The organism is Kitasatospora sp. NPDC001261 (assembly GCF_042896795.1).
Classification (GTDB): domain Bacteria; phylum Actinomycetota; class Actinomycetes; order Streptomycetales; family Streptomycetaceae; genus Kitasatospora.
On the sequence record NZ_JBIAXP010000002.1, the window covers coordinates 34,481 to 53,354 of the forward strand.

The following is an 18,874-nucleotide window of genomic DNA, read 5'->3' on the forward strand; positions in this document are numbered from 1 at the left end:
CCCTACCGGCCGACCGCTACGCGGCCGGCCAGCCGTGGTGGGCGAGGCCGCCGAGGTCGGTGAGGGCGCCGCGGATGCCTGCGGCGGGGTACGGGATCAGGTCGTCGGGCAGGTCGTCCTCGGCGAACCAGCGCAGGTCCAGGCACTTCTCGGGCTCGCGGTTGACGGGCTCCCCCTGCCACGCGGTGGCGAGGTAGAACAGGCCGAGGCGCAGGGGCGCGGAGTCCTGGTGGTGCAGGACGGTGTAGGCGAGGCGGAGGTGGGCCGGGGCGGTCGTGATGCCGGTCTCCTCCCGCAGTTCGCGGGCGGCGCCGTGGGCGGGCTTCTCGCCGGGGTCGAGCTTGCCGCTGGGGGCGTGCCACTGGCCGTAGCCGTAGGGGCCGCCGCGCTGGGAGAGCAGGATCTTGCCGTCCGGGGTGCGCAGGACGACGTGGACGTCCACGATCGGGAGCGGGGCAGGGCCGATGTCGCTGATTGTGCTCATGTTCTCTCTAACTCCCGTACGGGATTTCGGTGTTGATCGTCCGGTGCGATACCGCTTCCAGGATGGCCTGTGCGGTGTCGGGCTCCGTGGTCAGCAGGACTGCGAAGTCGGGGACGTCCGCGCCGCGTAGGCGGCGGCGAGGAGGATCTCGGAGTCCACGCAGTTGGCACCCTGGAGGACGAGGCCGAAGGGCAGGTGTCAGCCCAACAGTTTCGGAGCCCAGCGGCCTCGCTCGACCCGAGCGAGGCCGCAAAGCCATGTCGCCGGGGCCGACCACTCAGGCGGCGGCACCGTACTCGCGCGTCAGCCTTCGGACTTCGGCGTCCTTGAAGGCCAGTACCTCCTCCACGATCCCGCTCTTCGGCAACTCGGCCACGGGCACGCAGAGGTCCATCCGCTGAATGCAGACGCCCACCATGTACTCCCCCTGATCGGTGAGGTACAGGCGGATGCCGTAGTAGCCCTCCTCGCAGTCCGTGTCGTTGTTGAACCGGCACGACGCGCAGGTGTCGGGGAGCCGCACGGGCAGCAGCCGCTTGACGTACACCGCCCGGCTGCCGAGCGCCCGGTAGAGGGTGCGCTCGTCGGAGGTCCCGGCGGTGAACGTCCGGAGCACCGGTTCCGCGCCGACCCGGGCCAGCACTTCGGAGATCGCCGCGACCGACTCCGGCCCGTCCTGGATGCTGGTGAGCATCCGCACGTCCGCGAACTGGCCGTACGACTCGACCAGGTTGACGACCCGGCCGACGTGGGCCATTCCGGGGACGACGATGTTCACGGAGACCTTCACGCCGTTGGAGACGGCGGCACGGATGGTCTGCTCCGCCGCCCGGATCTTCGCCTCGGCCAGACCCGGCATCCTGAAGCGCTCGGACTGAACGACCCGGAGTTCTGCGGCGGTCGTGCCGAAGACCGACACGTTGACTCGGCCGAGTCCGGCCGCAGAGCACTCCGCCATCACCTGCCGGCCGCGTTCCCCGTTGCTGGTCATCCCGACGCTCAACCCCATGCCGGTGAGTGCCGCGACCAGCGCGGGCACCTCCGTGTGAAGGGTGGGCTCCCCACCCGTGAGGTGAACCTCGTGGGCGTCGAACGCCCTCGCCACGGTTCACACCGCCCGCCGGAAGGACGCGTCCGGGGCCATCCTCGCGGCAAGGAAGCCGACCCCGTTCGTCTCGCTGTAGATCGACACACGCCCGGTCCTGCCCGGGCCCGCGACGAAGGGCAGTTCGGCGCGGCCTCGATTGTCGGCGGTGACCGGCGTTCCCTCGTTGTGGCAGAACGTGCAGGCCAGCCCGCAGTCGTCGATCACCTTGATGCGGATCGTCCTGTCCCGGACGACCCTGATCGCCGGACGATGGGTAGCTGACAAGGCTTGTCTCCTGTCACTCGAACGTGAGCCGGGGAATCGCTTCGATGTCGATCCCGTACCGGCGGTAGACCTTGGTGGTGTTCTCGCTCGTCAGCTCCTCCAGGGGGAGCTTGAGCGCGAGGGCGGTCGCGTGGACGTGTTCGGCGCTGTCGCCCTCGATCTCCAGGTAGGGGGGAATCAGCGGCCAGTGGTCGATCTCGATGGCCGCGCCACCGAGCGTCCAGGAGGACCGACGGTTCTCCTGGTACGCCTTCGGCTGGTAGCCGAGCTTGCCGAGGAGCGTGTTCGCGGCGTCGAAGTCACCGACGGTCGTCTCCGTTTCGGTCACGCCGTCGATCGCGTCGGAGTGGATCTCCTTGACGCACAGGGTGACGTCGGTGCCCGTGTCACGCAGCCGGACCCATGCTCCCGGCCGGCCGGGGATGTCGTAGACGTAGCGGCGCTGGAAGCGGTCGACCACGTGCTCGGCCCCGGCCCCGGTCAGGAGCACGCGGATCTCCTCCGGATCGATGTCGAGGATCTTCGCTTCGAACTCAGTTGCGGTCATGGGGAATTGCCTTCCTCGGAGCGACACAGGCATACGAGCGCACGGTATCGGCGATGCTGCGAGCCACCTCGGCAGGCGTGCGGTCGGTGCCGTCGACCCGCAGCAGCCCGAACGCCCGGTACACGCGGGAGCTTTCGGCCACGTTCGGCTCCTCCCGCCGGTGCCAGGAACTCAGCGTTCCCAGCTCGGCCCGCCGCCGAAGCCGCTCCTGGCGGACGCGTTCGCCCACCTCCAGCAGAATCGGCACATGCGGGAGGAGGACTCCCTCCGGGTACTCCGGCGCGCAGTCGTGACCCATCGCCCTGTGCGTGGCGATGGTGCGCGGGAAGTAGGAATCGACCACCACGGTCCGGCCCGCCCCGACAACCGCGCGAGCGGTCTCGGACTTGATGTGATTGGCCATCATCCACCAGTGGAACCGCGCCGCCAGGATGTCGGCGGCGTCCACCTCCGCACGCATGCGGGGGAAGGTCGGCAAGGTGTCGTCCGTGAGGTGGACGCCGTCAACGAGGGCCGCGACCAGCGGGGCGACCGTGGTCTTCCCGCTCGCGCTGAGACCGTCGATGGTGATGAAGAATCCTCGGGTCACGTCCATGTGAACTCCGTTTCCTGGTTCGGGCTTTCATCGCGGACCCCAGTTCCACGGGACCGGGTGGGCGCCGCGCAGGCACGCGATGCGGTGGGCGGCCTCCTGGCGGATGTTGGCGTCGAGATGGGCGCGGCGGACCGTGTTCATCGCCGCACTGAGGACAACGATGTCGCGTACGACCTGGTAGCCGGACCAGGCTCCGATGTAGGGGTGGTCCGGGAGCCGATCCTCCCGCTCGTAGGAGAGGTAGGTGTCGGCGTAGGTGCGGTGGTCCTGACGCGGGCCGGTGAGCAGTTCGGAGCGCCAGCGGGCGGCGACGAGGTCCCACTCTCGATGGCCTCGTCGGAGCGGGCGGCGCAGCAGGAGTCCGACGTGGACTCCGTCGTCATGGCAGGGGACCATGCCGAGGGCGCCGAGGACGACGGTTTCCGGTGTCGGCCAGTCGAGGTAGTCCCACTCTTCTCGCAGTTGGGCGGCGCGTTCACGCAGGAACCGGCGGGCGGACTCGTCCAGCGGCGCGTCGTCCAAGCCGTCCAGCAGGTGGGCGAACGGGTCGTGCTCCCGCAGCCACGGAGCCGTCCCGGGGTCGATGCGGTGGGTGAGGGCGGTCACCCACGCGGAGAGGGACGTGTCGGCGCTCGGCTTCCCCGGGTCCTGCCAGAAGGTCACGGCCTGGCCGTCGACGGCCGCGCGGACCTCGGTGTAGTAGGCGGAGGTGACGGGGAGCAGGTGCTCCCGGAGGAACTGCGCGCCCTTGATGAGCGCCCAGGCCTCCTCCACGTCCGGGTGGACGATGGCGAGTGCGCGCGAGCGCGAGCCGAGCGACCACAGGTGGTTCGGGCTGTCGCTGAGCAGTTCGGCTTTCGCGGGGTCGTCGCCGGTGGCCACGCAGGCCTGCGTCAGGGCCTCGTAGGAGGCCGCGATGTCCAGTCTGCGGGCGGGGCTGATGGTCTTGAGCAGCTTTCTGGTTCGCGTTCCGACGCTCATGGAGCAGTCCTCGGGTACGGAGTGGAAGGGTGGACGGGAGTGGCGGCCCGGCCCGGCCCGTGGAGACGTCGGCTCGCGGCTGTCGGCACGACGGTGCGTTCCCCAGGCCGTTGTGCCGGCCGGTTCGGCCTCGGCGTATTCCCGGGTGCGTGCCCGGGGCCGACCATCAGGCAACGCTCGGGGGGCCGCACGACGGCCTTCGGCTGCACTTCCGCCTCAGCGGCGGTGGCCTGGCCGAAGGTCGCCGGTTCCACGTCGAGTTCGAACCAGACGGACCAGCCGGTGGGCCGCCCCTGAAGGTCGATCCGCTGGTGCCATCCGATGTCGTCCGCGTAACCGTCGACGACCACCAGTCCGCGGCCACTGGTCGCGTCGAGGTCGTCGATGCTGCTGTTCATCGCCGGTTCGACCACGCTCGGGTCCGTGACGGTGATTCGTAGACGGTCCCGTTCCCAGTCGACGTCGATCTCGATCAACAGCTCGGCTTCACCGCCGGGTCCTCGACCGGTGGCGTGCTTGATCGCGTTGTCGATGAACTCCGACGAACACACGCGAAGCGCGTACGCCCGGGATTCGTCGAGGACGATGCCGACTCTCGCGACCTCCTCGGACATCAGGTCGCGCATCGCGCCGAGGGACGCGGTGGTGACCGTGGCACTGATCTCCAGGACGCGGTGCATGGCTGTTCCTCCGGGCTGGACGTGGGGAGGCGGTCCCGGGCTATTGGCGGGGGTGGCGAGTGATGGTCAGTCATCGCGTGTTCGCGGATACTCGCCGCACCAGGGGCCGGGAGGGGCAGTTTTCTAGGCCCGAGTGACCAAGAGGCGTATGCCGACGTCCTCAAGGTGCTTGCGCCGTCTGTCCGCGGCAGCCTGGTCGCCGAGGTGCGCGATCGTGGGCAACACGACGGCGTACACATCGCGCTGCTCTTCGATGCCGGCGATGAGAGCGTCCGGCTCGGCGCCCTCATCGGTGATCACATCGACGAGGTGGAGTTCCTGCCGCTCGCAGAAGGCGTCGAGGACCCCGGTCAGAGCTCGCCTACGAGGTAGCCCCGCAGCGACCGCTGTGCGGAGCAGCCCAATGACGACGGGCGGTGGGACCGATAGTTGCTCGGTGAGCATGCTGGACGGTTCCTTCCGGTCAGCGGGGTTGTCGGCTTCCAGACTGCGGGAGGCTCCGTCGTCGCGGAATCGCGTGCCGTGGCAGTTCCGTGGCAGTTTCGCCGCACCATCACGACCTGCGGTGCTTCGATGGCACCCCGGAGCGGAGGTATGGCAATGGCGGCAGTGATCGTGTGGACCGGGCTCGAAGCGAGGGCTCTGCGGCTGGCGTGCCGCAAGTCCGTCCGGGACTGGGCAGCGCAGTTGGGCATGTCGGTCCGCGCGGTGTCGAACTGGGAGAAGCTGGGGGTGAGTACCAGGCCGAGGCCGGATACCCAGGCGATCTTCGACACAGTGCTGCGCCAGTGCGATCCCGATGCTCGTATGCGATTCGAGGCACTGGTGGCGCAACAGGTCGGCGCTCCGGTGCTCGCGGAGATCCAGGCCGGGCCGCGGGCATGGGAGTACGAGTCGTGGGCGGAGGACATCGAGAGGGCGGTTCTGGCGGCGTCCCGGCAGGAGTTCGCATCAGCGGGAGTCCTGCTGGAACGTTGGCGGTCACGCTGGCCGACGGTCGAACTCGACGACCGCGGCCTCTATTTGTTGGCCCGCTCGACGGCCTTGGTGGGCGACCTCCGCCGTGATCAGGGTGCACTGCTCGGCCCGCTGTCAGCGTCGGCCTCGTACGCCAAGGCCCGATTGTTGTACACCCAGCTCGACATCCCCAGGCGGACGGCTCAGTTGGACCTGGCGTTGGCCGTGGTGACTGAGATGTCCGGACAGCTCTCGGCTGCGGCGGATCGATACTCGGACCTTTCCGGTGACGTTCGCCTCAGCGCACGGGATCGGACTCGGGCGGCCCTATGGGTGGGAACCTCGCTCGACAAGCAGGGCTCGCACGAACAGGCCATCGGCATCGCCGAGTCGGCGATCCGGGCGTTCGAGAACCTGGGTGAGGTGGAGGACTGGGCGACAGGCAACCAGAAGCTTGCTCTCGCGTACCGCGGTGCAGGGAATCTCAGGGAGGCGGTCCGGTTGATCGAGGTGGCGAGGACGAACACCAACGGTTCGGCACCGATGCAGGACGTCCGGCTGACCACCGCGCACGGGCACATTCTGCTGACCGACCGCGCGACTGCCGGGGAGGGGCTCGCCCTGCTGGAAAGGGCCGAGGTGATGGCGGACAAGTACGGTATGACCCACCAGCGAAGGAGCATCCGAGGCATCCGGTCCGGATTCCAGCGGGAACGGTGCCTTCAGTGAGCAGGAGAAGAACGTGGCGGACACTCAGCAGCGCGAGATCACCGACCGACAGTGGGCGGACGCCACGCTGATCTGGGAATACCACCAGATGGGGCACGAGCGGCGGCCGTGCGATGTGGCGATCGGTCTGGGCTGCCACGACCTCGGAGTGGCGGCCGAGACGGCAGCCCTGTACCTGGACGGCCTGGTGCGGAGGATCGTGTTCACGGGCGGGCCGAATCCGTCCCGGCCGGAGCTCTTCCCCCGAGGTGAGGCCGTGCACTTCACCGAGCACGCCATCGCCCTCGGGGTCCCCGAGCATGCGATCCACCAGGAGCCCCGCGCGCGTAACACCGGGCAGAACATCCAGTTCTCCCGTGACGTCCTGGAGGCCGCCGGCATCGAGGCACGGTCGGTGCTGCTCGTGACCATGCCGTACATGGAGCGCCGGGCGTTCGCGACGTGCCGCAAGGTGTGGCCGGAGGCCGAGGTGGTGTGCGCCTCGACCCCGATGAGCCTGAACGACTACGTGAAAAGCATCGGCGACGACAAGCTCGTGATCGACAGCCTCGTGGGCGACCTCCAGCGGGTGATCGAGTACCCGAGGCGCGGGTTCGCCGTTGCCCAGGAGGTTCCGGAGACGGTTCATGATGCGTACCAGCGGCTTCTGGCCGACGGATTCGACAGCAAGACGCTCAACTGACGCGGCGCCGCCCCCCGGGCTGGTGTGCGCTGTCCACCAACCCAACTTCCTCCCCCGGTTGTCCACCGTGGCGAAGCTGGCCGCCGCGGACGTCTGGGTGGTCCTCGACGATGTCCAGTTCAGCCGCCGTGACTACCAGCACCGGGCCAGGATGGGGCCGGTCGACGGCACTGGCCCGGCCCGGTGGCTGTCCGTCCCCACGCACCTGCCGGACGGAAGATCGACACTGATCCGCGACGCCCGCACCGTCGACGCCCCGCGCAGCATCCGCCGGGTGGAACACGTCCTTCGCCGGCATTACGGGGTCAGTCCCTTCTGGCCCCGGTTGGCGACGGACCTACTGGGACTCCTGACGCTCTTCAGGAGTACCGACCGGATGGCGGAGATCGCCGAAGAATCCACCCTGCTACTGCTCCGTGTCCTCGGCTGGTCAGGAGCGACGGTACGCAGCAGCACCCTGTCCGCCGATTCCGGGCGGACGCAGCGCCTCGTGGACCTGTGTCAGGCAGTCGGCGCGGATACGTACCTGTGCGGCACAGGCGGCAGCAGGTACGTCGAGCCGGACCTGTTCACGGCTGGACGGGTCGAGCTGCGACAGTTCGGCGTACCGAGCACGGGCGTGTGGGCCGGTGCCCGGCAGGTCAGCGCAGTGCACAGCCTGATGGTGCACGGGCCCGACAAGGTGAAAGCGGCCCTCGAAATGGCATGAGAGGTGTTCGGCGCCCTCGCTCGGGTGGAGCGAGGGCGCCGGGGTTCAGCGTGGCAGTCGAGTTCCTCTTCTCCATGGGAAGTTGACCGTATCGACTTCCTACGCACCCCTCACCAACCCGGTGTCGCTTCCGTCATCGGAAAGCCCCTGCCCCTGCCATCGGCGGGGGCAGGGGCATTTCTTCTGCGTAGGGAGTCGGCTGGGCCGACTTCCTACGCAGGAGGCCCAGCGGCGAGGCGAAGCCGAAGCCGCGTGGGGGGTGGGGGGTGGGGGGTGGGGGGGGGGCCCCCCCCCCCCCCCGGGGGGCGCCCCCCCCCCCCCCCCCCGGGGGGGGGGGGGGGGGGGGGGGGGGGGCACGGCCGCCAAGGCCGCAGGCCTGGCGGCATCCCACCCGAATTGATCCTTGGGGAGGCGCCGGGGCCGTGGGGCGGCAGCGGCTTCCCGTTCCCTTCGTCGGCGGGGATGCGGAAGGGCCCGCGCGCTCGGGTGGGTGAGCGGGCGGGCCCTTGCGGGGGTGCTGCGGTCAGCCGACGGAGGAGTAGGCGATGATGCCGCGGCGGAGGCCGTCGACGGCCTTGCGGGCGGTCTTGCGGAGTTCGACGTCCTCGCCGGCGGCGTCCTGGATCTGGCCCAGGACGTCGATCAGCTGCTTGGTCCAGCGGACGAAGTCGCCGGCCGGCATGTCGGCGTCGCGCAGGACCTGGTCGAGGTTGTGGCCGAGCGCCCAGCGGTAGGCGACCCAGGCGAAGCCCAGGTCGGGCTCGCGCTGGCCGACGCCCTCGGCGGTGTTGATCCGGTGCTGCTCCTCCAGGGCGTCGAGGTGGCCCCAGATCCGGACCATCTTGCCGAGCGCCTCCTTGGCCGCGCCCTCCGGCACCCGGGGGGCGCCGGCGTCGTCGGCCTGGCGGGCCTCGTACACCAGCGCCGAGGCGCAGGCGGCGAGTTCGGCGGCGGCCAGGCCGCTCCAGACGCCTTCGCGGATGCACTCGGAGGCGAGCAGGTCGAGTTCGCCGTAGAGCCGGCCGAGCCGCTTGCCGTCGTCGGTGACGGTGTCCCCGCTGAGGTAGCCGAGGTCGGTGAGCAGCCCGCAGACCCGGTCGAAGGTGCGGGCGATGGTGTGGGTGCGCGAGCGCATCCGGCGTTCCAGCAGTTCGGTGTCGCGGTGCAGCCGGTGGTAGCGCTCGGCCCAGCGGGCGTGGTCCTCGCGGTCGGAGCAGCCGTGGCAGGGGTGCTGGCGCAGTTCGGTGCGCAGCCGGGTGATCTCCGGGTCGTCGGCGGCGGCCGCGCGGCCGCGCCGGAACCGCTCGGGCTCCAGGTGGCCGGCCTTGGTGCGCAGCGCCGAGGCGAGGTCGCGCCGGGACTGCGGGCTGCGCGGGTTGAAGGACTTGGGGATGCGCAGCCGGTCGACGGCGACGACCGGGTGCGGGAAGTCGATCATGGCGAGCCGCTTGACCTGCCGCTCGGCGGTGAGCACCACCGGGCGCGGGCCGTCCTGGTAGTCGGGGTGGCGCGGGCCGCCCCGGCCGGAGCGGTTGACCGGCGGCAGGCCCGGGTCGAGGACCAGGGCGAGGCCGGCGAACTTGCCGGTGGGCACGTGGATGACGTCGCCCGGCTTGAGCTGCTCGATGGACTCGACGGCGGCCGCGCGGCGCTGGCTGCTGCCCTCGCGGGCCATCTCGTTCTCGCGGTCCTTGAGCTTGCGGCGCAGCTCCATGTACGCGTCGAAGTCGCCGAGGTGGCAGGTCATCGACTCGCGGTAGCCCTCCAGCCCCTCCTCGTTGCGCTGGACCTGGCGGGCGATGCCGACCACCGAGCGGTCCGCCTGGAACTGGGCGAAGGACGTCTCCAGCAGCTCGCGCGAGCGGTGCCGGCCGAACTGGGAGACCAGGTTGACGGCCATGTTGTACGAGGGCCGGAACGAGGACTTCAGCGGGTAGGTGCGGGTGCCGGCCAGGCCGGCCAGCGCCTCCGGGTCGAGGCCGCGCTGCCACAGCACCACGGCGTGGCCCTCGACGTCGATGCCGCGCCGCCCGGCCCGGCCGGTGAGCTGGGTGTACTCGCCGGGGGTGATGTCGGCGTGGGTCTCGCCGTTCCACTTGACCAGCTTCTCCATGACCACCGAGCGGGCGGGCATGTTGATGCCGAGCGCCAGGGTCTCGGTCGCGAAGACGGCCTTGACCAGGCCCTTCACGAAGAGCTCCTCGACCACCTCCTTGAACCGGGGCAGCATCCCGGCGTGGTGGGCGGCGATGCCGCGCTCCAGCCCGTCCAGCCACTCGAAGTAGCCGAGGACGTGCAGGTCCTCGTCGGGGATGTCGGCGCAGCGCTCCTCGACGAACGCCCGGACGAGGGCGCGGTCGGAGTCCTTGTTGAGCCGCAGGCCGGAGCTGAGGCACTGCTGGACGGCGGCCTCGCAGCCGGCCCGGCTGAAGATGAAGGTGATCGCGGGCAGCAGGCCCTCGGCGTCGAGCCGGTCGATGACGTCCACCCGGCCCGGCGTCCAGACCCGGCCGGGACGGCCGTTGGGCATCGAGCGGCCCCGGCCGCGGCCGAAGCGGTCGCGCGGGTTGCGGTCGAGTTCGGAGCGGGCGAGCCGGACCAGTTCGGGGTTGACGGCCTTGCCGGGGTTCTTCAGGCTGTGCTTGGGGCGGCCGTCGCGGTCCGGGTCGGCGAACAGGTCGTACATCCGGTTGCCGGCCATCACGTGCTGCCACAGCGGCACGGGGCGGGTCTCGGAGACGATCACCTTGGTGCCGCCGCGCACGGTGTCCAGCCAGTCGCCGAACTCCTCGGCGTTGGAGACGGTCGCGGAGAGCGAGACGAGGGTGACCGACTCGGGGAGGTGGATGATGACCTCCTCCCAGACGGCGCCGCGGAAGCGGTCGGCGAGGTAGTGCACCTCGTCCATCACGACGTAGCCGAGGCCGTCGAGGGTGCTGGAGCCCGCGTAGAGCATGTTGCGCAGCACCTCGGTGGTCATCACCACCACGGGTGCGTCGCCGTTGACGGTGTTGTCGCCGGTGAGCAGGCCGACCTTGGCGGCGCCGTAGCGCTTGACCAGGTCGCCGTACTTCTGGTTGGAGAGCGCCTTGATCGGCGTGGTGTAGAAGCACTTGCGGCCCGCGGCCAGGGCCAGGTGCACGGCGAACTCGCCGACGATCGTCTTCCCGGAGCCGGTGGGGGCGGCGACGAGGACGCCGGAGCCGGCCTCCAGCGTCTCGCAGGCCTCCAGCTGGAAGTCGTCCAGCGGGAAGTCGTACAGCTGCTGGAAGCCGTACAGGGCGGTGGCCTGCTCCTGCGCCCGGCGACGGCTGGCCGCGTACGCCTCGGCGGGGCTGAGCTCCTGGTCGTCCTGGGGCTCTGGATCGGGGGTGTTCATCGCCGTCCGGGTGTGATTGGTGTGATCTCGCATCTCAGCGAGAGGTTACCCGGGTGGACTGACATCGATAGCACCGTTTTTCCGTGCGACGGATTCACTCCCTCGGCACACTCCCGGGATCAGTTCCCTCTCAGATCCATAGTTGCAAATGTCTTCAAGTGATCGGGACGGAGTCAGACCCGATCGTCTCCGGTCATTCCTGGTGGAGGCCGGTGACGGCTCCCTACCGTCGTCGTCCGAGCCACCACGACACGGGAGGACCGCCGCGCCTAGCCCTTCAGCAGCTCCGCCAGCCCGTCGGCCAGCCGCTCGTACTCCTCCGGCCGGTTGTACAGCTGCGCGCTGACCCGCAGCACCCCGCCGCCGGCCCAGGGGCGGACGGCGATCCGGGTGCCGAAGCGGTGCCACACCTCGGCCATCAGCGCCTTCACCTGCGGCTCGGTCTCGCCGTACCCGGCCGGCAGCCGGACGGTGCGCATCCACACCCCGGGCGTCGCGGGCAGCGGCGCCAGGCCGGCCCGCTCGGTCAGCGCATGGCGGCCGTACGCGGCGAGGGCGGTGTTGTGGGCGGCCACCGCCGGGTGGCCGAGGCCGCGCAGCAGCTCGAAGCCGGCCGGGGCGGCCAGCCAGGGCGTGTAGTCGCAGGTGCCGCGCCACTCGACGTTGCCCGGGAAGCCCTTGTCGTGCTCCCAGGACAGTGCCAGCGGGCGCACCCGGCCGGTCCACTCGGGGCGGACGGCGAGCACCCCGGTGGCGCGCGGGGCGAAGGCCCACTTGTGCAGGTTGCCGAACCAGAAGTCGGCGTTCGGGTCGATCGGGGCGGGCAGCATGCCGGGGGCGTGGGCGCCGTCCACCACCGTGGTCACGCCGCGGGCGCGCAGGTCGGCGAGCAGGGCCGGGCCGGCGACCAGGCGGGCGGTGGGCGAGGTCAGCTGGTCCAGGACGGCGACGGTGGTGCGGCCGTCCACGGCGGCGAGCACCGCCTCCCGGACGGCCTGCTCGTCGGGGGCGTCCAGCGGGACGGGGGCCACCACGAGTTCGGCGCCGGTCTCGGCGGCCTTGCGGGCGGCGGCCTGGGTCACCGCGCCGTAGCCGTGGTCGGTGACCAGGATCCGGTCGCCGGGCGCGAACGGGATGCTGTCGAGGGCGATCGCGACCGCCTCGGTGACGTTGGAGACGAGCGCGAGCCGGTCCGGGTCGGTGTCGAGTTCGGCGGCGATCAGGGCGCGGGCGGCGGCGATCCGGGCCGGGAGGTCGGCGAAGAAGCCGTCCGGGTCCTGCTCGTGCTCGGTGCGCAGCCGGTCCTGCGCCCGCTGGACGGGGACGGGCACCGCGCCGAAGGAGCCGTGGTTCAGGTGCGCGGTCCGCGGCGACACGCTGAACAGCCCGTCGGCGGCGGGCAGTGGCGCCGGGGGTTCGACGGTCCGCAGGTCCTCGATCACGGTTTCCTCCGCTCACTGGCGCACACTGGTGTGTGACATTTCACATGACAGACTACTGGTCGGGACACGCACCGCGCGACCACCATCGGGCCGTGACCATCACCGACGCCTTCCTTGCCCTCAGCGCCCGTACCGGTCGGTTCACCTTCGGCGCGCCGCGTGCGTACACCTTCGCCGAGGACGGTACCCGGCTGCTGCTCCTCCGCTCCAGCGGTCCGGAGGATCCGGTCGACCGCCTCCACCTGCTCGACACCGCCACCGGCGAGGAGCGGCTGGTCGCCGACCCGGCCGCGCTGCTGCCCGGCCGCACCGGCCGGCGCGACGACCTGCCCGTGGTCGAGCGCCGGCTGCGCGAGCGCAGCCGGCTGGTCGCCGCCGGGATCGGCACGTACGCCGCCACCGCCGACCTCGCCACCGCTGTCTTCACCCTGGACGGCCGGCTGTTCCGCACCGACACCACCGCCGGCACCAGCGACGAACTCCCGGTCGCCGGGCCCGCGTTCGACCCCCGGCCGGACGCCACCGGACAGCGCGTCGCCTACGTCGCCGAGGACGCCCTGTACGTCACCCCCGGCCTCGAACCGCTCTCCCCCGCCGACGGCGCCCGCTGGGGCGTCGCCGAGTTCGCCGCCGCCGAGGAGCTCGGCCGCCACCGGGGCCACTGGTGGCGCCCGGACGGCGGCGCGCTGCTGGCCGCCCGGGTCGACGAATCCGCCGTCCCCCGACGGTACTTCGCCGACCCGGCGCACCCCGGCGAGGCCCCCGAGGACTTCGCCTACCCGCAGGCCGGCGGCCCCAACGCGGACGTCCAGCTCTGGGTGCTCGGCCTCGACGGCACCCGGGTCCGACTGCGCTGGGACACCGAGGAGTTCCCGTACCTCTGCGCCGCCTCCTGGGCCTCCACCGAGGAGGTGCTGCTCACCGTCGCCGACCGCCTGCAGCAGAACGTGCTGCTGCTGAGCGCCGACCCGGCCACCGGTGACACCGCCGAACTCTCCCGCACCACCGACGAGTTCTGGGTGGACGACCTGCCCGGCACCCCCGCCCGGCTGGCCGACGGCCGGCTGCTCACCGTCCACGACACCCCGCAGGCCCGCGGCCTCGCGCTGGACGGCAAGCCGCTGGACACCACCGGCCTGCAGATCCGCCGGGTCGTCGGCCGGCTGCACGGCCGGCTGCTCTGCGAGACCGGCGAGGGCGACCCGTTCGACCAGTACGTCCACCTGGTCGACCCGGACGGCGGCGCACCCGAGCCGCTCGCCTCCGGCCCCGGCCTGCACTCGGCGCTCGCCGCCGCCGACACCCTGCTGCTCACCTCGGCCACCGCCGACGGCTTCCGGCGCGTCATCAGCCGCGACGGCCACGAGCTGGCGCTCACCGACCTCAGCGAGCCGCTGCCCCACCGGGTGGAGCCGCAGCTCGCCCGGGTCACCGAACGCGCCCTGCCCAGCGCCGTGGTGTACCCGCGCGGCCACGTCCCCGGCACCCGGCTGCCCGTCCTGCTGGACGTCTACGGCGGGCCCGGCTACCAGGCGGTGGCCGCCGAGCCGCGCCGCTGGCAGCTCAAGCAGTGGTGGGCCGACCAGGGCTTCGCGGTGGTCACCGTCGACAACGGCGGCACCCCGTTCGTCTCCCCGGACTTCTCCCGCACCATCTTCCGGCGGATGTCCCAGGTGGCGCTGGACGACCAGGTCGACGCGCTGCACGCGCTCGCCGAGCGGCACCCGGACCTCGACCTCGGCCGGGTCGGCGTGCGCGGCTGGTCGTACGGCGGCTACTTCGCGGCGCTCGCCGTGCTACGCCGCCCGGACGTCTTCCACGCCGCCTGCGCGGGCGCCCCGCCCACCGACTTCCGGCTCTACGACACCGCGTACACCGAGCGCTACCTCGGCCTGCCGCAGGAGAACCCGGAGGGCTACGCCGACGACTGCCTGCTCCCCGACGCGCCCGGCCTGAGCAGGCCGCTGCTGCTGATCCACGGGCTGGCCGACGACAACGTCCACCCCTCGCACACCCTGCTGCTCTCCCAGGCGCTCACCCGGGCCGGCCGCCCGCACAACGTGCTGCCGCTGCCCGGCGCCACCCACATGACCCCGGGCGGGCTGCTGGAGCAGCTGGCCCAGGCCGAACTCGCCTTCCTGCGGGCCTCCTTGGGCTGATCCGCAGCGGCGTCGGGGCCGCCGGGTGACGGCCCGGCAGTCGAAGGGCGCCGCACCTCCGGGTGCGGCGCCCTTCCGCTTGCCGCACACCTCTTTCACGTAACCCGTGACATGTGAAATATTACCTGCGCTTCACCTACCGATGACCGAGGCACCCCCATCCCCCGGAAAGGACCGGTCAGTTGCGCAGACTGTCCGCGGCCCTCGCCGCCGCACTCACCACGAGTGCGATAGCGGCCACCCTGCTGGGCACCCCCGCCCAGGCCGCACCCCCGACCCCCGCCACCCTCGCCGCCGCGTCCGCCGACGCCCAACAGGGCGCCGAGGCCCCGCCGGCCCCGCTCGCGCCCCAGGAGCGCGAGCGCCAGGCGCTGCGCGGCAAGGCCCTGGAACAGCTCAACAAGGGCACCGTCGCCAAGGCCGCCGGCAAGCGGGCCCCGGCGAAGGTGAAGGTCGGCAACGACTACGTCCAGCTCGCGCACCAGCGCACGGACAAGGTCTTCGTGATCCTCGCCCAGTTCGGCGACCAGGTCGACAACACCACCCAGTGGAACGGCCAGCCCCGCTACGGCGGCACCCCCGGCCCGGCCCACAACCAGATCCCCAAGCCGGGCAAGGACGACAACCACACCCTGTGGTCGCAGGACTTCGACCGCGGCTACTACCAGAAGATGTTCTTCGACGACACGCCCGGCGCGGTGTCGATGCGCAACTACTACCGCACCCAGTCCTCCGGCCGGTACGACGTCGAGGGCACCGTCAGCGACTGGGTCACCGTCCCGTACAACGAGGCCCGCTACGGCAGCAACAAGGGCCCGCAGGGCTCCGGCGCCTGGACCCAGGGCCAGGAGTTCATCCGGGACGCCGTGAAGGCCTGGTACGACGGCGAGGTCGCCAAGGGCCGCTCCGCCGCCGACATCAAGGCGCAGCTCGCCCAGTACGACGTCTACGACCGCTACGACCACGACAAGAACGGTGAGTTCGCCCAGCCGGACGGCTACCTGGACAACGTCGTCGTGGTGCACGCGGGCGTGGACGAGACCTGGGGCGGCGGCGCCCAGGGCGCCGACGCGCTGTGGGCGCACCGCAGTTGGACCTTCCCGGACGCGACCGGGCAGACCGGTCCGGAGGGCAACAAGATCGGCGGCGCCCCCGTCGGCGACACCGGCCTGTACGTCTACGACTACGTCCAGGCTGGCGAGAACAGCGGCGTCGGCCTGTTCGCCCACGAGTTCGGCCACAACCTCGGCCTGCCCGACCTGTACCCCACCAACGGCGGTGACAACAGCGTCAACTTCTGGTCGCTGATGTCCTCCGGCTCCTACCTGGGCAAGGGTCCGAACACCACCGGCGGCTACCCCGGCGACCTCGACGCCTGGAGCAAGCTGCAGTTCGGCTGGCTCGACTACGACGAGGCGCAGGCCGCCACCCGCTCCACCCACGCGCTCGGGGTGAGCAGCTACAACACCGACCAGGCCCAGGCCGTCCTGGTCCACCTGCCGGACGGCACCACCCGCACCGACCTCGCCGACCCGTACGAGGGCGGCCGGCAGTGGTGGAGCGACACCGGCGACAACCTCGACAACTCCCTGGCCCGGGACGTCGACCTGCGCACCGCCGCCGGCCCGGCCGCCCTGGACGCGGCGGTCTGGTACGACACCGAGCAGGACTACGACTTCCTGACCGTCGAGGCCTCCACCGACCAGGGCAAGCACTGGACCTCCCTCGGCGGCACCGTGGACGGCGCCCCGATCGGCAACACCAGCGCCAACACCCCCGGGCTGAGCGGCAGTTCCGGCAGCTACAAGCAGCTGCACATCCCGCTGGACGGCTACCTCGGCCAGCAGGTCCGGCTGCGCTTCCACGTCACCTCGGACGGCAACACCCACGGCCGGGGCGTGCTGGTGGACGCCGTCAAGGCCACCGCCGGCGCCGCCGTGCTGTTCGCCGACGGCGCCGAGAACGGCGCGAACGGCTGGACGGCCGGCGGCTTCACGGTCATCGACGGCCGCACCGCCGTCAAGCAGCACCCGCGCGCGTACCTCGCCGAGAACCGCCGCTACACCGGCTACGGCGAGTTCCTGAAGACCGGCCCGTACAACTTCGGCTACAGCGGCGTCGCGGGCAAGGCCAACGTGGTGGACAACTACCCGTACCAGGAGGGCGTCCTGATCTGGCTGTGGGACACCTCGTACGGTGACAACAACACCAAGGACCACCCCGGCGGCGGGCTGATCCTGCCGATCGACGCCCGTCCGGCGCCGATCCGCTTCGCCGACGGGACGCTGGTCAACGGGCGGGCGCAGACCTACGACGCGACCTTCTCGCTCAAGCCGACCACGGCGTTCACCCTGCACAAGGGCGGCGTCGCGGTGCGCGTCCCGTCGAAGCCGGCCGTCCCGGTGTTCAACGACCGCACCGGGGTGTACGGCGACCCGGCCACGCCGCAGCTGACGGTGAAGGTCCCGGACACCAACACGAAGATCGAGGTCGTCCGGGAGTCCCAGGGCGGCAGGATCACCACCGTCCGGGTGGGCCCGGCCTCCTGACCGGTACGTGAAGGGCCCCGGATCCCCCCGACGAAAAGGGATCCGGGGCCTGCTCGTGTGCCCGGGGCCTGCTCGTGCGCCCGGGGCCTGCTCATGCGCCCGGGGCCTGCTCATGCGCCCGAGGCTAGCCGGGTACCCGGGGTCAGCGCCCCAGGCTGCGCGCGGTGCGCGCGGCGGTGACCACCCCCAGGACGGTGATCGCGGCGATCCCGAAGGTCATGTACCGGGCCGAGTCGACCGGGCTGTCCCCGCCCAGGTTGACCAGGGTGCCGGCCAGCGCCGAGGTCACCGAGAAGGCGATCAGCTGGGTGGTGTTGATCGCCGCGGCCGCCTTGCCGCCCTCGGCCGGGTCGCTGCTGCTGCGCATCGCGGCCACGCTCAGGTGCGGGAAGGCCAGGCCTATCCCGGTGCCGGCGGCGAACAGCGCCACCGCCCAGAGCAGCACCCGGAGCCCGGAGGCGTGCCCGGTCTGCGACAGCCCGTACACCAGCAGGCCGCCGACCAGCACCAGCGGGGCGACCCGGATCGCCAGGGCCCGGCCGCGGGCCGACTCGATCCCGACGCTGAACAGCTGGGCGGCGGTCCAGCCGGCCGAGGTGGCGGCGCCGAGGAAGCCGGCCACCAGCGGGCCGAGGCCGCCCAGCTGCTGGCCGAACAGCGGGATGAAGTTCTCCGTCACCACGCCCGCGCAGAGCACCGCGACGGTCAGGTAGAGCCACTTCAGGGGGTTGCCGGGCCGGTAGGTCTGCCGCGGCAGCACCGTCGCCGCCGAGCGCCGCTCGACCACCGCGAAGCCCACCAGCAGCGCCAGTCCGGCGAGCAGGCAGAGCGCCGTCGGCCAGCCGGACGGCACGGTCGAGCTGACGCTGAAGACGGCCGCCGCCAGGGTGAGCAGCAGCAGCGAGGGCAGCGGCACCGGGCCGCCGCCCCGACCCGCGCCGGAGCGCCCGGGCAGCACCCGGCGGGCCAGCACCGCCAGCACCAGCGCGGCGGCCAGCAGCAGGACGTACGCCCCGCGCCACGCGCCGAGCTGGGCGAAGAGCCCGCCCAGCGACGGCCCGACCAGGGTGCCGACGCCCCACATCGCGGAGACCAGTCCGGCCGCGCGGGTCCACAGCCGCTCGGGCAGGGCGCTGCGGATCACCGCGTAGCCGAGCCCGGCCACCAGCCCGCCGCCGAGGCCCTGCACCACCCGGCCGAGGATCAGCGCCGCCATCGACGGGCTGAGCGCGTTGACCACGGCGCCGGCGCCGAAGACCAGGAAGCCCAGGACGTAGGCCCGGGCCGCGCCGAGGCGCTCCAGCAGCCGGCTGACCAGCATCGAGGCGATCACGGCGGCCATCAGGAAGCCGGTGGCCACCCACGCGTAGTACCGCTCGCCGCCGATGTCGGCGACGATCGAGGGCATCAGCGCGGCGGTGAAGTAGAGGTTCATCGCGTACAGCGCGACGCCGCCGGCCAGGATCGAGGCGGGGGCGGCGTACCGGCGGGAGAAGAGTTCGCGCCACCCGGCGGCGGCCCCGGCGGACTGCGACTCCGGTGCGTAACTGCCCTGCTCAGCAGGGGAGGTGTCGGTCACTACGGCAGATGATTCGGTCACGTCCGGTAC

16 protein-coding genes are annotated in these 18,874 nt (G+C 71.6%); 5 read left to right on the forward strand and 11 right to left on the reverse strand.

Annotation, left to right across the window (positions count from 1 at the left end):
- Positions 1 to 16: 16 nt before the first annotated feature.
- From ACFY4B_RS03155 to ACFY4B_RS03190, 8 genes are all read right to left on the reverse strand, one after another.
- The gene (locus tag ACFY4B_RS03155) at positions 17 to 484 is read right to left on the reverse strand and encodes an NUDIX domain-containing protein (RefSeq protein ID WP_387966314.1); all 468 of its coding nucleotides are present in this window, start codon (positions 482 to 484) and stop codon (positions 17 to 19) included.
- Between the two features lie 277 nt (positions 485 to 761).
- The gene (locus tag ACFY4B_RS03160) at positions 762 to 1,589 is read right to left on the reverse strand and encodes a radical SAM protein (RefSeq protein WP_387966315.1); all 828 of its coding nucleotides are present in this window, start codon (positions 1,587 to 1,589) and stop codon (positions 762 to 764) included.
- A 3-nt stretch (positions 1,590 to 1,592) separates the two neighbouring features.
- Positions 1,593 to 1,856: a hypothetical protein gene (locus tag ACFY4B_RS03165; RefSeq protein ID WP_387966316.1), complete on the reverse strand. Its 264-nt coding sequence runs from the start codon at positions 1,854 to 1,856 to the stop codon at positions 1,593 to 1,595.
- Positions 1,857 to 1,869: 13 nt separating this feature from the next.
- The gene (locus tag ACFY4B_RS03170) at positions 1,870 to 2,403 is read right to left on the reverse strand and encodes a class IV adenylate cyclase (RefSeq protein ID WP_387966317.1); all 534 of its coding nucleotides are present in this window, start codon (positions 2,401 to 2,403) and stop codon (positions 1,870 to 1,872) included.
- Positions 2,390 to 2,998, reverse strand: a complete 609-nt coding sequence (locus ACFY4B_RS03175) for an AAA family ATPase (RefSeq protein WP_387966318.1) — start codon at positions 2,996 to 2,998, stop codon at positions 2,390 to 2,392. Before ACFY4B_RS03175 ends, ACFY4B_RS03170 begins: the two co-directional genes overlap by 14 nt.
- 27 nt (positions 2,999 to 3,025) lie before the next feature.
- The gene (locus tag ACFY4B_RS03180; RefSeq protein WP_387966319.1) at positions 3,026 to 3,979 is read right to left on the reverse strand and encodes a hypothetical protein; all 954 of its coding nucleotides are present in this window, start codon (positions 3,977 to 3,979) and stop codon (positions 3,026 to 3,028) included.
- Entirely contained in the window at positions 3,976 to 4,659 is a 684-nt protein-coding gene (locus ACFY4B_RS03185) for an ATP-binding protein (protein ID WP_387966320.1), read from the reverse strand. The genes ACFY4B_RS03180 and ACFY4B_RS03185 overlap by 4 nt, the downstream gene beginning before the upstream one ends.
- Before the next feature lie 123 nt (positions 4,660 to 4,782).
- The gene (locus ACFY4B_RS03190) at positions 4,783 to 5,103 is read right to left on the reverse strand and encodes a hypothetical protein (protein ID WP_387966321.1); all 321 of its coding nucleotides are present in this window, start codon (positions 5,101 to 5,103) and stop codon (positions 4,783 to 4,785) included.
- A gap of 156 nt (positions 5,104 to 5,259) precedes the next feature.
- Here ACFY4B_RS03190 and ACFY4B_RS03195 point away from each other — a divergent pair, with 156 nt between their 5' ends.
- The 3 genes from ACFY4B_RS03195 to ACFY4B_RS03205 are packed head-to-tail and all read left to right on the forward strand — an operon-like array spanning position 5,260 to position 7,736.
- Complete coding sequence (locus tag ACFY4B_RS03195) at positions 5,260 to 6,345, forward strand: hypothetical protein (protein ID WP_387966322.1); 1,086 nt, start codon at positions 5,260 to 5,262, stop codon at positions 6,343 to 6,345.
- Positions 6,346 to 6,358: 13 nt separating this feature from the next.
- Complete coding sequence (locus ACFY4B_RS03200; RefSeq protein ID WP_259316516.1) at positions 6,359 to 7,027, forward strand: YdcF family protein; 669 nt, start codon at positions 6,359 to 6,361, stop codon at positions 7,025 to 7,027.
- 22 nt (positions 7,028 to 7,049) lie between these two features.
- Positions 7,050 to 7,736: a WbqC family protein gene (locus tag ACFY4B_RS03205; protein ID WP_387966503.1), complete on the forward strand. Its 687-nt coding sequence runs from the start codon at positions 7,050 to 7,052 to the stop codon at positions 7,734 to 7,736.
- 523 nt (positions 7,737 to 8,259) lie between these two features.
- Here ACFY4B_RS03205 and ACFY4B_RS03210 read toward each other — a convergent pair.
- Complete coding sequence (locus tag ACFY4B_RS03210; RefSeq protein ID WP_049651584.1) at positions 8,260 to 11,115, reverse strand: RNA helicase; 2,856 nt, start codon at positions 11,113 to 11,115, stop codon at positions 8,260 to 8,262.
- Positions 11,116 to 11,384: 269 nt separating this feature from the next.
- Positions 11,385 to 12,557 (reverse strand): aminotransferase class V-fold PLP-dependent enzyme, encoded by a 1,173-nt coding sequence (locus ACFY4B_RS03215; protein WP_241852864.1) that lies wholly within the window; start codon positions 12,555 to 12,557, stop codon positions 11,385 to 11,387.
- A 92-nt stretch (positions 12,558 to 12,649) separates the two neighbouring features.
- On the opposite strand from ACFY4B_RS03215, the gene ACFY4B_RS03220 reads away from it, so the two are divergent.
- Positions 12,650 to 14,716, forward strand: a complete 2,067-nt coding sequence (locus tag ACFY4B_RS03220; RefSeq protein WP_387966323.1) for a prolyl oligopeptidase family serine peptidase — start codon at positions 12,650 to 12,652, stop codon at positions 14,714 to 14,716.
- Between the two features lie 182 nt (positions 14,717 to 14,898).
- Positions 14,899 to 17,265 carry an immune inhibitor A domain-containing protein gene (locus ACFY4B_RS03225; RefSeq protein ID WP_387966324.1) on the forward strand — a complete coding sequence of 789 codons (2,367 nt, stop codon included), beginning with the start codon at positions 14,899 to 14,901 and terminating at the stop codon, positions 17,263 to 17,265.
- 142 nt (positions 17,266 to 17,407) lie between these two features.
- Here the strand turns inward: ACFY4B_RS03225 and ACFY4B_RS03230 are convergent, their stop codons facing one another.
- Complete coding sequence (locus tag ACFY4B_RS03230) at positions 17,408 to 18,865, reverse strand: MFS transporter (RefSeq protein ID WP_387966325.1); 1,458 nt, start codon at positions 18,863 to 18,865, stop codon at positions 17,408 to 17,410.
- Positions 18,866 to 18,874: the final 9 nt, after the last annotated feature.